The 12,489-nt window shown below is 38.7% G+C and carries 13 protein-coding genes; 7 read left to right on the plus strand and 6 right to left on the minus strand.

Features of this window, described 5'->3' with window-relative positions:
* Positions 1–15 precede the first annotated feature (15 nt).
* Positions 16–228 (plus strand): hypothetical protein, encoded by a 213-nt coding sequence (locus tag SYJ56_RS09490; protein ID WP_323833776.1) that lies wholly within the window; start codon positions 16–18, stop codon positions 226–228.
* A 42-nt stretch (positions 229–270) separates the two neighbouring features.
* Positions 271–1,158, plus strand: a complete 888-nt coding sequence (locus SYJ56_RS09495; RefSeq protein WP_323833777.1) for a Ppx/GppA phosphatase family protein — start codon at positions 271–273, stop codon at positions 1,156–1,158.
* Positions 1,159–1,174: 16 nt separating this feature from the next.
* Here SYJ56_RS09495 and ppk1 read toward each other — a convergent pair whose 3' ends face one another.
* The 5 genes from ppk1 to SYJ56_RS09520 form a co-directional block, all read right to left on the minus strand.
* Positions 1,175–3,298 (minus strand): polyphosphate kinase 1, encoded by a 2,124-nt coding sequence (gene ppk1 / locus SYJ56_RS09500; protein WP_323833779.1) that lies wholly within the window; start codon positions 3,296–3,298, stop codon positions 1,175–1,177.
* A 107-nt stretch (positions 3,299–3,405) separates the two neighbouring features.
* Positions 3,406–5,364 (minus strand): DNA topoisomerase (ATP-hydrolyzing) subunit B, encoded by a 1,959-nt coding sequence (gyrB, locus tag SYJ56_RS09505; protein ID WP_323833781.1) that lies wholly within the window; start codon positions 5,362–5,364, stop codon positions 3,406–3,408.
* A 168-nt stretch (positions 5,365–5,532) separates the two neighbouring features.
* The gene (locus tag SYJ56_RS09510) at positions 5,533–5,904 is read right to left on the minus strand and encodes a CoA-binding protein (protein WP_323833783.1); all 372 of its coding nucleotides are present in this window, start codon (positions 5,902–5,904) and stop codon (positions 5,533–5,535) included.
* On the minus strand, positions 5,897–6,865 hold the full coding sequence (locus tag SYJ56_RS09515) for a GNAT family N-acetyltransferase (protein WP_323833785.1): 969 nt from the start codon (positions 6,863–6,865) through the stop codon (positions 5,897–5,899). Before SYJ56_RS09515 ends, SYJ56_RS09510 begins: the two co-directional genes overlap by 8 nt.
* Positions 6,862–7,680 carry a 1-acyl-sn-glycerol-3-phosphate acyltransferase gene (locus tag SYJ56_RS09520; protein WP_323833786.1) on the minus strand — a complete coding sequence of 273 codons (819 nt, stop codon included), beginning with the start codon at positions 7,678–7,680 and terminating at the stop codon, positions 6,862–6,864. The genes SYJ56_RS09515 and SYJ56_RS09520 overlap by 4 nt, the downstream gene beginning before the upstream one ends.
* A 328-nt stretch (positions 7,681–8,008) precedes the next feature.
* On the opposite strand from SYJ56_RS09520, the gene SYJ56_RS09525 reads away from it, so the two are divergent.
* The 5 genes from SYJ56_RS09525 (at position 8,009) to SYJ56_RS09545 (ending at position 11,196) form a co-directional block, all read left to right on the plus strand.
* Positions 8,009–8,905 (plus strand): class I SAM-dependent methyltransferase, encoded by an 897-nt coding sequence (locus SYJ56_RS09525; RefSeq protein ID WP_323833788.1) that lies wholly within the window; start codon positions 8,009–8,011, stop codon positions 8,903–8,905.
* Positions 8,906–8,919: 14 nt separating this feature from the next.
* Complete coding sequence (locus SYJ56_RS09530) at positions 8,920–10,110, plus strand: aspartate aminotransferase family protein (RefSeq protein WP_323833790.1); 1,191 nt, start codon at positions 8,920–8,922, stop codon at positions 10,108–10,110.
* 72 nt (positions 10,111–10,182) lie between these two features.
* Positions 10,183–10,605: a peptide-methionine (R)-S-oxide reductase MsrB gene (msrB, locus tag SYJ56_RS09535; protein WP_323833791.1), complete on the plus strand. Its 423-nt coding sequence runs from the start codon at positions 10,183–10,185 to the stop codon at positions 10,603–10,605.
* Between the two features lie 43 nt (positions 10,606–10,648).
* Positions 10,649–10,876, plus strand: coding sequence for a hypothetical protein (locus tag SYJ56_RS09540; protein ID WP_323833792.1), 228 nt, complete (start codon positions 10,649–10,651; stop codon positions 10,874–10,876).
* Complete coding sequence (locus tag SYJ56_RS09545; RefSeq protein WP_323833794.1) at positions 10,873–11,196, plus strand: type II toxin-antitoxin system PemK/MazF family toxin; 324 nt, start codon at positions 10,873–10,875, stop codon at positions 11,194–11,196. The genes SYJ56_RS09540 and SYJ56_RS09545 overlap by 4 nt, the downstream gene beginning before the upstream one ends.
* 130 nt (positions 11,197–11,326) lie before the next feature.
* Here SYJ56_RS09545 and SYJ56_RS09550 read toward each other — a convergent pair whose 3' ends face one another.
* A complete protein-coding gene (locus tag SYJ56_RS09550; RefSeq protein WP_323833796.1) occupies positions 11,327–12,478 on the minus strand; it encodes a DUF4221 family protein in 1,152 nt (383 codons plus the stop codon).
* Positions 12,479–12,489 lie beyond the last annotated feature (11 nt).

A 12,489-nucleotide genomic window follows, 5' to 3' on the forward strand; every position in this document is an offset into this window, starting at 1 on the left:
GAACTAAAAAACACTATGAAAATTTTCAGTATAGTATTAATAATTGCTGGCATTTTTATGCTTTTCAGCACTAGTTTTTCTTTCACCACAAAAGAAAAAGTTATCGATGCAGGTCCTATTCAAGTAAGTGCGGACAAGAAACGTGAGGTAAAGTGGCCGACCTATGCAGGTGGAGTTGTGCTTGCGGCCGGGGTGATTATGCTAGTTGTCAGCCAGAAAAAAAAGTAAGGCCCAAGGACACTCCTTTATCCTCAACTAACCCATTAGCTTTTGAAATTAGCCGCAGTAGATATTGGCTCAAACGCCATCAGATTACAAATTACCAGCGTAACTCAATACGAAGGAAAAATCAATTTTAAGAAAATAGAATACCTGCGTTTCCCCTTACGTTTGGGGTTGGATGTTTTTCATCACCACAAGATCTCTGACATCAATAGGAGAAAATTCATCAAATTGATGAAAGCTTTTAAGATTCTTATTGACTTATATGAAGTCGATGATTACATGGCTTGCGCTACTTCTGCGATGCGGGAAAGCGTCAATGGCAAAGAAATAGTCCTTGAAGTGAAGGAGGAAATCGGGCTGAAAATCAATATTATAGATGGAAATAAGGAAGCTGAGCTGATTAATAAATCTCTTAACAAATTCTTCGATGAAAAGACCTATTTGCATATAGATGTAGGTGGCGGTAGTACTGAGTTAAACATTTATAAAAATCAGGAGAAATTAGCTTCTAAATCATTTCAGATTGGTTCTGTTCGTGCCTTGGAAGACAAAGTAGCGACTCCAGTATGGAGCTCCATGGAAAACTTCGTCATTAAGCATTTAGAAAATTCCGCTTTAGTCACTTCTATAGGAACTGGAGGGAACATCAATAAGATTTTTGAACTTTCCCTTCCTCGCAAAAACAAGCGCTACCTAGACTTTGAAAAAATCGAGGAAGTACTGAACCACCTACAGACGCTGACTTTTGAAGAGCGGGTGAATAAGCTAAACTTAAATCATGATCGGGCTGATGTGATTATTCCTGCTGGGAAAATCTATCAACGTGTGATGCAAGCGGCAAAATCTAAAAAAATGATTGTCCCTGACTTGGGCTTAAAAGATGGGATTATTCAGATACTTTACGAGCGTAATAAAACAAAAAAGCCTCTTTAGCAGAGGCTTTTTTGCGTTAGTCTACTAGCTGCACTTGCATTACATTTTCCGCATCTAGATTGAAGAATTCTCGATGAACATTGAATTCAGGTTCATCTCCTACCGGATGCTTAGCTAGGTAGGTTCCATCTTCCTGCATCACATAAGAGTTCACATTGTCTTTGAGGTTGTAAGCAAGAATATTCATCAATTGCTTTTCAAGCAAAGAAGACTCTACTTTGAAGAGCGCCTCTAATCTTTTGTCAAAGCTACGTACCATCATGTCCGCGCTTCCAGCGTAGGTTTTGGTATCGCCATTGTTGTGGAAATAATAGATTCTGGAATGCTCCAAGAAATCACCCACAATAGATAGTACTTCAATATTTTCGCTCAACCCCACTCGACCTGGTCTCAAGCAACAAATTCCGCGAACAATCAATTTAATGGTTACACCAGACTGCGAAGCACGATACAAAGCATAGATCATCTCGGAATCTTCCAATGAATTGACTTTGATGAAAACACCACTTGGAAGACCATTTCTGGCATTTTCTGCCTCCTTCTCTATATACTCTATCAACTGGTTTCTCATATCACGGGGAGCCGTGATCAGATTTTGGTACTGAGATGGCATGGAGTGACCCGTGATTACATTAAAAAACTCTGACACATCATTGGCCAAAATCTCGTTGGTAGTCATCAGACCTATATCAGTATAGAGTCTAGCAGTATCTTCGTTGTAGTTACCAGATCCTAAGTGAACAAATCGCGTAATTTCACCTCCATCCCGTTTCACTATCAAGAGCAGCTTGGTATGGGTTTTCAAATGGGAAATTCCATAAATCACAAAACAACCAGCTTTCTGAAGTTTTTTAGCTTCTCGAATATTATTCTCTTCGTCAAATCTAGCTTTTACCTCAAAAAGTACAGAAACATGCTTTCCATTTTCTGCGGCTTTGAGCAAAGCTTTGGTAATTCTACTTTCCTTTGCTAGCCTGTAAATAGTCATTTTGATAGCCATCACATCTGGATCTTCCGACGCTTTCTCCACTAAATCCAAAATCGAATCTATATTGTTGTATGGATGATGTAGCAGAATATCCTTCTCCTTCAACACATCAAAAATATCTGCTATTCCTTCATCCGGGAAAGAAAGAGGCTTCACTGGATCTGGAATATGTGGTAAGCGTTCACGGAATTTTTTATTCCCCACGATCTGCCAGAGTCCTGTAAAATCAATCAGGCTGGCTCTTTTTATCAGAAATACTGAATCCATTTTCAGATTCCATCTTTCCAAAAGTGAATTCATCATCCACTTACTGTAGCCTTCTTCAATTTCTATCCTTACTACTCGGCCACTTTTTCTTTCCATCAATTTACGCTTCACTTCTTCAAGGAAGTTCGCGTCCATATCTTCACTCTCTTCTAAAGTAAAATCACCGTTTCTAGTAATTCTAAAAAGGCTGATTCCTTCGATTTCGACGTTTCTGAATAGTGAAACGATATTCTCTCTGATAACTTCTTCGATAGGAATAAGTAAAAGAGAGTCTTCACGCTCAATTTCGAAAAAGCGGGGAATATTAGCAGGAATCTGTACAAAACTCATCTTACGCATATCCTGTCTGTCGCCTGGACTGGTAGTTACCACTCCAAAAACCAAAAGTTTATTCATCAGAATCGGGAACGTACGATACCCATCATACACCATCGGAGTGAGCATGGGGTATATGGCTTTGACAAAATAATCATGAACTTTCTCTTGCTCCCTCTCAGTCAGCTTGGAAATATTGCAAAGATTCACTCCTTGTTCCTGAAGCTCCTGCATTACTACCTCAGAGAAATGCTCATGCTGATCAGTGTGAAAGGTATGACTCTCATTCATCAATTTTGCCTTGAAAGGCTCTTCTCTCAACCCTGAGTAATCAACTCTTTCCTTATCGTAATCAAGATAATTATAAAGTGATCCTACTCGAATCATAAAAAATTCATCCAGATTGGAGGCCGTAATTGCAAGAAATTTAAGTTTTTCAAAAACATTCCGATGTGTCTTTTTGGATTGATCCAACACACGCTCATTAAATTTCAACCAACTCAAATCCCTGCTTACCAGGTCACTCTGTTGTATAATCGAATCGTATTTTTCAACAACTGCCAATTTCATCGCATTCAAAGTTAATAGTTAGAAGCAAGATAAGTTTTGCTTGCTTATTTTGGGTTTACCATTGTGTTAACAATTAAAAAAAGGGGCTAAAAAGCCCCTTTGAATGATCAGGTATCGATTTTAGCGTATTTCGCATTTTTCTCGATAAACTCTCTCCGGGGGGCCACTTCATCGCCCATAAGCACGCTGAAGAGATGATCTGCTTCTGCGGCTGACTCAATATTTACCTGTTTGATCGTCCGAACATTTGGATCCATAGTAGTAGTCCAAAGTTGCTCAGGATTCATTTCACCGAGACCTTTGTATCGCTGAATGCCAACACTGTCCTCTTTGCCATCCTTCGCCATATCAGCGGTAAGGATTTTACGCTCTTCTTCAGTCCAGCAATATCTTTCGTCTTTTCCTCTTTTCAATAAATATAATGGAGGCAAGGCAATATATACATAGCCATATTCAATCAATGTCCTCATATATCTAAAGAACAAGGTAAGAATTAAGGTACGAATATGAGATCCATCAATATCAGCATCCGTCATAATGATGATTTTGTGATACCTAAGACTTGAAAGGTCCAATTCCTTATCGTCATTTACTGTACCGATCTTAACTCCAAGTGCGGTAAGAATGTTTTTAATTTCTTCGTTGTCGTAGATTTTGTGCTCATGCGCTTTTTCTACGTTTAGAATTTTACCCTTTAAAGGTAGTATAGCCTGAAAATCACGATCTCTTCCTTGCTTAGCAGATCCACCTGCTGAGTCTCCTTCCACAAGGTACAATTCGCATACAGTAGGATCACTATTCGCACAATCAGCCAATTTCCCCGGAAGACCACCGCCTCCAAGTATATTCTTACGCTGTACCATTTCACGAGCTTTTCTTGCTGCATGCCTGGCTTGCGCTGCCAATATCACTTTGCCTACAATGATTTTTGCTTCCTTAGGATGCTCTTCCAGCCAAGATTGTAAAGCTTCAGAAACAGCGCTATCAACCGCACCAACTACATCAGAGTTACCTAATTTTGATTTCGTCTGACCTTCGAATTGAGGTTCAGCTACCTTCACGGAAATAATCGCAGTGAGACCTTCCCGAAAATCATCCCCGCTAACTTCCAACTTCAGCTTATCCAGCATTCCGGATTTATCAGCGTAAGATTTCAGTGTCCTGGTGAGTGCTCTTCTAAATCCTGAAACGTGACTACCACCTTCGTAGGTATTGATCGTATTCACATAGGAAACCACATTCTCAGAATATGAAGTGTTATAGTTCATAGCAACCTGAACAGGTACTCCATTCTTTTCTGTATCAATAGAAATCGGCGTGTCAATGATTTTCTCACGGCTCACGTCGAGGTATTGCACGAATTCTACCAAACCACCTTCAGAGAAAAATTCGTCAGATTTCACAGATCCGTCGTCTTCAGTCTCTCTTAGATCAGTTAATAAAATCCTGATACCTGCATTCAAAAATGACATTTCACGAAGCCTGTTGGCTATCGTCTCGTATTTATATTCAGTAATAGCAAAAATGCTTGAATCCGGCTTAAAATGGATGGTAGTGCCTCTACGATCAGTAGGCCCTACCTGCTTGGCAGGATATTGAGGCACACCTATCTTAAATTCCTGCTCAGTGATTACTCCATTTCGGTAAACTGTAGCTTTCAAATCTTCTGAAAGTGCGTTCACACAGGAAACACCTACACCGTGTAACCCACCAGAAACTTTATATGTATCCTTGTCGAATTTACCCCCGGCATGCAGTACAGTCAATACCACTTCCAAAGCAGATTTTTTCTCCTTAGTGTGCATTTCAGTGGGAATTCCACGTCCATTATCTTCGACTGTAACTGAATTATCTACATTGACTGTGACTTTGATTGTGTCGCAATGACCTGCAAGCGCCTCATCGATGGAGTTATCTACTACTTCCCAGATCAGGTGATGAAGTCCTTTGACTCCAATATCACCGATGTACATAGCAGGTCTCTTACGAACCGCTTCAAGACCTTCTAATACCTGAATATTACCGGCACCGTATTCGCCTAGATTATTCGCTTTTTCTTCACTCATATGTTTTGGAGAAAACCCTCAAATTGGGTCAAAAAGGGTGATTTTATGTTCTTTTTAAGATGCGGCAAGATAGGAAAAAAAAGTGACTTAACACAGCTTTTACTGATACTCCGTTGCACAAAAAAGGATGTGAAACACAACTGCTCAACAGCTTGATTATCAAGTATTTTAATATTGATTTGCACTCAGCATCACCAAGGTACATGCATGCATTACTTCAATCCCTGCATCTTTGGCTTTCTGAAAAAATACAGGATTCTCGGTTCCGGGATTGAATATGATCCTTCTAGGATGTAGACCAATCAAATATTCGATCCACTCTTCCTGGTGAGCAGTACCAATATAAAGAGTAATTGTATGGATGTTTTGTAAATCTGGTTTACTGCGGAGATCCCGTATTTTCTCCCCAAAAAGCTCACCTGATTTGATTCCAATAGGAATGAAGGGAATCCCAGCATCAGCCAATCTACTAGCCGCAAAGTAAGCATACCTTGAAGGATTAGTTGTAGCCCCAATAATTAATGTAAGTTTATCAGACATCTTTCCTACTTCCAAAAACTCTATCCCGCTCGAAAGTATCCATATGTCTATGTTTTTTGGTTTCATAAATATCAGCCAGAGTGATCAAAATCCCGGTCTCTTCTACTTCACCAAATTCATCATTCAATGCTGTACCGAAAGTCATCATCGTAGGCGATAGATTCATGTAGGTATTGATTAGCGGCGGAATATTCTCTCCATATGTCCGAATCCTTCCATTCAGCAACTTATATCCTTCTTTGTATTCCAAACCCTCAAATGGATTTCCTGCCTTTGGCAGATCTGTTTCGTAGCCCAATTTCAATTCATCTTTGGGCTTGACCAACCCCTCTTTATCAGGAAAATAGTAATTCATGAACATCAACAACAAATCTCTCGCCTCACGGCTGAAGTGTGGGTACATGGTCACTTTTCCAAAAAGGTATTTGACTTCCGGATTCAACAAGACTACTGCTCCAAGCCCATCCCAAAGATTATCAAGGCTAAAAATCCCTTTTCTATTATCAAATGCAGGCTGGTATTTGGGCTGAACAAAGGATCTCCCCAATTCTATGGTGTAAGGAATGTAATCCTTTAAAAACCGCTCTGTAAAATCAAACAAGTGGGTGGTCGATAGATTCAAACTACCGTCTTCCTTGATCGAATTGTTACAGTTTATTAATCTATAGCCGGCTACTATTTCTTCATCTTCAGGATTCCAGGTTATCAATTGCTCGTAGCAATTTTCACAGATGTCATTTTCATCCAAATCAAGTTCAAGACCAGTCCCTCCTCCCGCAGCTCTAAAAGTCAATTCCCGCAATCTTCCAATCTCTCGAAGGACATTAGGGGAGTTATGAAAGTTAACCAAGTAAACTAGGTTGTCTCCATTGTTAGTATATCGTAAAAACCGATCCGGAACCAACTCAGCTTTTAGTAGCTCTTTATCAATTGCCGGAATTATTGCTGCTTCTTTATTCATTCTTTTTTACCCAGTTCGTAAACTAATTCCTTCACATATTCAGCCCATTCTGTATCTGATTTGGAGGAATCTAAGCTTTGATAGGAAATCTGTTCACCTACAGTAATTACCACTTTTTTACCTTGCTGCTTATATAGTTCATCAGCTAGGTAGAACATCTCAATATTGGCTTTTATGCCCAACTTCTTTCTCCAATAACCCAAATTGTAGAAAAATTTAGAGTTTCTACCTCCTATAAAACAAGGTAGTACATCTTTTTTGTATTTCTTCGCTTTGGAAATAAAGCTCTTTTTCCACGGTAAGTCACGGATTCCTGACTCATCTTTTCTCGAAACAAGTCCTGCTGGAAAAATTAAAACTGCATAGGAACCGGAATATGCTTCTTCAATGGCGGCCAATGTGTCTCCCGAATTTTTACCATGCTTATTGATAGGAATAAATAAGGGATGAAAGTTTTTCATAGTCATCAGCAAGTCATTGACCAAAAATCGCATGTCAGTTCTAACTTCTCCAATAGCCTGCATCAACGTAATCCCGTCAATTCCTCCCAGTGGATGATTGGCGGCCAGGATAATTCCTCCAGTTTTGGGAATGTTCTCGGCTCCAACCAGCTCAACTTCAATATTGAGCTCCTTTACAATTCCTATGGCGAAATCTATTCCATGCAGATGGTCAACTTTGTCGAGCACATCATTCATCCAATCCTCATGGGTTACCCGCTTTATGTACTTGAGCAAAAAGCCCGGCATCCACTTTCGAAGATTTGGATTTTTAGAATAAATGGCTTTTTCTACATCGATAAATTTCTTAGACATTTTACTTCCGGGCGGCTATTTGAAGGGTTCTGAACAGAAGAAATAGTTCTTTTTTATTTTTAAAATAAATCTAAAAGTACAAAAAAACAGATTTAACATTCAGAAGCGAGGAGACTATTGGATTACTTCCCTGAGAACCAATCCACTTAATTTGAATTTCGATCGAAATACGATCCCATAATGAAATATTTTCATGATTTTCAGCATCAATAATCGTTTCGGTTCTACCATTGCTCCTCATAATAGCCCTTAATATCTTATTCAAAAGCCCCCTTCCTGCTTGCCTCCAATTAATTCCTTATTTTTGCTCCCTGAAAAACAACTTTCTATGAGCGAATCCATCCTATCACTTTGTCCAGGACCTTGGCAAGATTATGAACTTATTGACACCGGAGGGTTTGAGAAATTGGAGCGATTTGGTGAATTCATTCTCAGCAGACCAGAACCTCAAGCCATTTGGGATAAAACGCTACCTGAAAGTGAATGGAGGAGTCTAGCTCATGCGCATTTTGCCAAGGAAAAAAGTAACCCCGAGAAGGGAAATTGGGAGCAGTTGAAAAAGATGCCGCACAACTGGGCTATTGAATACACTAATCCTGAAGGATTGAACTTGAAATTAAACTTGGCCCAAACTTCATTCAAGCATATCGGGCTCTTTCCTGAACAGGCTGTAAACTGGGATTATCTCTATAAAACCATCAAGCGCTCCCCAGTTGCAAAACCAAAAGTGCTTAACCTTTTCGCGTACACAGGAGCAGCAAGTGTGGCCGCAAAAGCTGCAGGAGCAGATGTTACACACTTGGATTCTGTGAAGCAAGTAGTGACTTGGTCTAGGCATAACATGGAATCTTCCGGCCAATCTGATATCCGCTGGATGGTGGATGATGCAATGAAATTTATTAAAAGAGAAGCACGTAGGGGCAATAAATACCATGGGATAATACTGGATCCACCAGCTTACGGCCGTGGACCAGATGGAGAAAAGTGGGTACTGGAAGAACAAATCAACGAAATGCTAAAAGTCTGTGCGGAAATCCTAGATCCCACTGATCATTTCCTTTTACTCAATATGTATTCGCTGAGCTTTTCCTCACTGATTGCTGCCAACCTGATCAACACCACTTTTAAAAATGTGCAGAACGCCGAACATGGCGAGCTTTACCTACAGGACAACCAGAATAAAAAACTGCCGCTAGGAATCTTCTTCAGGTTTTCAAGCTTTTGAATTAAATATCCGTAATGAATAACCGTCAGCTTTTTCTTCAACACTTAGCCCAAACAACAGATTTCCCTTTGATGATCGAAGTGGAAAAAGCGGAAGGAATTTATTTATTTGGTCCGAACGGAGAAAAATACATCGATCTAATCTCTGGAATCGGGGTAAGCAATGTAGGACATAGACATCCAAAGGTTCTGAAAGCAATTCAAAAGCAATTGGATAAATACCTGCACCTGATGGTTTATGGGGAATATGTTCAAAGCCCTCAGTCATTGTTAGCTAAAGCACTTTGCGATACGCTACCTGAGAAATTAGACAATGTCTATTTGGTAAATAGTGGTAGCGAAGCTATTGAGGGTGCTTTGAAACTTGCCAAGCGATATACCGGCAAACCAAATTTGATTTCCTGCGTCAACGCATATCATGGCAGTTCGCATGGTTCGCTTAGCGTGGGTGGAAATGAGATTTTCAAGCAAGCCTATCGTCCCTTACTTCCTGGAGTTAGCCATATTCATTACGGTGAGATTTCAGATCTTGAGCTTATTGACACCAATACTGCAGCTGTATTGATAGAAACCATACAAGGTGAAGCGGGAATACGTGTGGCCACCACAGAATATTTCCAAGCTTTGCGCAAGCGATGTGATGAAACAGGAACTTTGCTGATTTTGGATGAAGTTCAATGTGGCTTCGGTAGAACTGGTAAATTCTGGGCTTTTGAGCATTTTGGATTTGAGCCGGATATTCTGGTTTGTGCCAAAGGTATGGGGGGCGGTATGCCGATCGGCGCATTCATTGCCAATAAAGAGGTAATGGGTGTATTTAAAAACAACCCGATACTAGGTCACATTACTACTTTTGGTGGGCATCCTGTAAGTGCTGCAGCTTCTCTTGCGACCATACAAATCCTGCAAGAAGAGGAGCTTATTGATGGAGTGGAAGAAAAAGCTAAGTTGATCAAGAGACTTCTTGTACATCCTAAAATCAAAAACATCAGAAATAAAGGGTTGATGATGGCAGTTGAATTCGAATCTTTTGATATTCTAAAGCCTATCATTGATACAGCCATTGAACTGGGAGTGATTACAGATTGGTTTTTATTCTGTAACGACTCGATGCGGATCGCACCTCCACTTACTATTACTACCGCAGAAATTCATGAAGCATGTGAGGTGATTTTGAAGGCAATTGAGCAGGTAGAGCAACAGTAAAACCGCTCATTTTCTTTGCAAGATAGAAACTTCTTTCCCACTCCGTGAGTTAAGAAATACAAGCCATATTCTATGAAAAATCAAGATAAGAAAATCTATCCCATCCAGAAATCAGAAGATGAATACCGCAAAGAACTGGATGCTGATTCCTACCGTGTATTGAGAGAAAAAGGAACTGAAAGAGCATTTACCGGGGAATATTACCTAAATAAGGAAACTGGCATCTATGAATGCAAAGCCTGTGGAAATGAGATTTTTCACTCTTCAAAAAAGTATGACAGTGGATGCGGATGGCCGAGTTTCACAGCCCCTGTAAAACCAGATGCAATCGATATTCATATGGACTATACCCACGGCATGATTCGGGAAGAGATTTTATGTGCCAATTGCGGTTCGCATCTAGGACATCGATTTCCGGATGGACCATCTGACCAAGGTGGAATCAGATATTGCATTAACTCTGTGAGTTTGGGTTTTAATAATGGTCAAAAATGATCATCAGATTTAGTTATATTCGATAAGCAAAACTTTATCAAAAATGTCAAAACAGGAACTAATAAGCAAAACGGTCAACATACTAGAGCAACTACCTGAGGATAAAATAAAGGAAATAACTGAGTTTGCTGACTTTATCCTGAAAAGATTGGATGATAAAATGCTTCAAGACGGAATCAACCAATTGGTTGAGAAAGGGAAACCTTACGATTTTTTAGAAAAAGAAGAGGAAATCTACACAGTTGAGGATCTCAAAGAACGATACAAATGATTAAGGGAGATGTTATTCTTGTTCCCTTTCCATTTACAGATCTTACAGGATTAAAAAACAGGCCAGCTTTAGTTCTTTTGGCTACTGAATATGATATCACTGTTGCATTCATTTCTACCCAGATAAAAGGAGCTTCATCATTAGACCTCCTAATTCATCCGAACATAGAAAATGGATTGAAAAGAGAATCTTTAATTAGGGTTTCAAAAATTGTCACCTTAGACAAAAAAATAGTCTTAGGTAGATTAGGCAGAATTTCAGACAACGATATAAAATCTATTGACTCAAAATTAATTCAGGCTTTTTCGATTAAAACCTGAAGTTATTTATCAATAAATCCCTTCTGTGGATGCCTTCTTGTCATAGTTATTCCACAGCCTTTTAGCTTCACAATTTGTGATTTATATTCCCATCTAGATAGGTAGAAAAGCCTATTTCAATATTTTATTCTTAAACCTCTTCAATTTTCAAAATAACGAAAGCCAACTCATCATCAATATTTTCATACATCCAGATATTCCCATCTTTCACAAAGTGGGTCATTGAAAGTGATGTGAGTTTAGGTAATTGTGCTTCCGAAATTAGTTTGAAATCCTTATCAAAAATACTTAGGTATACATCAGATCCAGTAGAAATATAACTCCCAAATTCATTCTTATCAATTCCAAATTTCTTCTTTTCTGAAAATCTTAAGTATCTCTCATTTTTATCATCCCATAAGAAGTTTTTGTAAGAGATATCTTCATCAGACTTTTTTGAAACCTCACTGAATTCGTCTTTAAAGCCTTCAACTTCTTTTGGGGGTACATATGATCTTTTGCTTCCCAATAGCGGTGTGTCCCACTTAATACTGAACAAACTATCAGTTAAAATATCAAAAACCTGAACTTCATTAAATGCATTACTACTTAAAAGAATTTTCCCACCACCTATAGAATGTTGCATTTGCCCTCCATATCCACCTATATCTTTTCCATCTTGGTTTATTTGCACTCTGTACTGTTTATATTTTTCTGATTCGGGTAAATCAATTTTTCTGAATGATTGATTAGTCAAATCAAAATCGAATAAAAAATAGGTAAAGCTTTCCCAATTTAGAATAAGACAAATAAACCTATTTGGATTTTGTTTATCCTCAAAAATAGAGGTAACATAATTGTCAAAACCATCTAAATATTCCTTGGCGATTTCATCCAATTTCAAATCCTTTATCAAACCAGCACTTTGATCGAATTCCTTGAAAATTTTGTAATTAAAAAAAAATAGGTTTCCGTTTTGTAAAATTAAAAACCTGGGATTATCAGTGTTAATGCCATATGGACCTTCTTTCTCAAATTTGATCTTCCTGTCTAGGCTTAAATTATTCAGGTTTATTTTTTCAAGAAAAAAACCCTTTCGGTCAAAATTGAAAAAATAATCACCTCCATGAGAAAGTGAAGAATTCGATAAAAAATCCTGTAAATAGAGAAATTCATCTCCTGTATCCACCATCACAGTATCCAAAGAAACTCTGATTTGATCCGAAACTGTCTGTTTGTTTTCCTCCTTTGAGGCACAGGAACTAATTAGTATAAAAAAAGCAATCGCAATACCTAATCTCATAAAACCATAGT

Source organism: Algoriphagus aurantiacus (assembly GCF_035156405.1).
GTDB lineage: Bacteria > Bacteroidota > Bacteroidia > Cytophagales > Cyclobacteriaceae > Algoriphagus > Algoriphagus aurantiacus.

Coding starts and splice junctions, on each gene's coding strand:
- SYJ56_RS09490 (WP_323833776.1), top strand. CDS start 16: ATGAAAATTTTCAGTATAGTATTAATAATTGCTGGCATTTTTATGCTT.
- ppk1 (WP_323833779.1), bottom strand. CDS start 3,298: ATGAAATTGGCAGTTGTTGAAAAATACGATTCGATTATACAACAGAGT.
- gyrB (WP_323833781.1), bottom strand. CDS start 5,364: ATGAGTGAAGAAAAAGCGAATAATCTAGGCGAATACGGTGCCGGTAAT.
- SYJ56_RS09510 (WP_323833783.1), bottom strand. CDS start 5,904: ATGTCTGATAAACTTACATTAATTATTGGGGCTACAACTAATCCTTCA.
- SYJ56_RS09515 (WP_323833785.1), bottom strand. CDS start 6,865: ATGAATAAAGAAGCAGCAATAATTCCGGCAATTGATAAAGAGCTACTA.
- SYJ56_RS09520 (WP_323833786.1), bottom strand. CDS start 7,680: ATGTCTAAGAAATTTATCGATGTAGAAAAAGCCATTTATTCTAAAAAT.
- SYJ56_RS09525 (WP_323833788.1), top strand. CDS start 8,009: ATGAGCGAATCCATCCTATCACTTTGTCCAGGACCTTGGCAAGATTAT.
- SYJ56_RS09530 (WP_323833790.1), top strand. CDS start 8,920: ATGAATAACCGTCAGCTTTTTCTTCAACACTTAGCCCAAACAACAGAT.
- msrB (WP_323833791.1), top strand. CDS start 10,183: ATGAAAAATCAAGATAAGAAAATCTATCCCATCCAGAAATCAGAAGAT.
- SYJ56_RS09540 (WP_323833792.1), top strand. CDS start 10,649: ATGTCAAAACAGGAACTAATAAGCAAAACGGTCAACATACTAGAGCAA.
- SYJ56_RS09545 (WP_323833794.1), top strand. CDS start 10,873: ATGATTAAGGGAGATGTTATTCTTGTTCCCTTTCCATTTACAGATCTT.
- SYJ56_RS09550 (WP_323833796.1), bottom strand. CDS start 12,478: ATGAGATTAGGTATTGCGATTGCTTTTTTTATACTAATTAGTTCCTGT.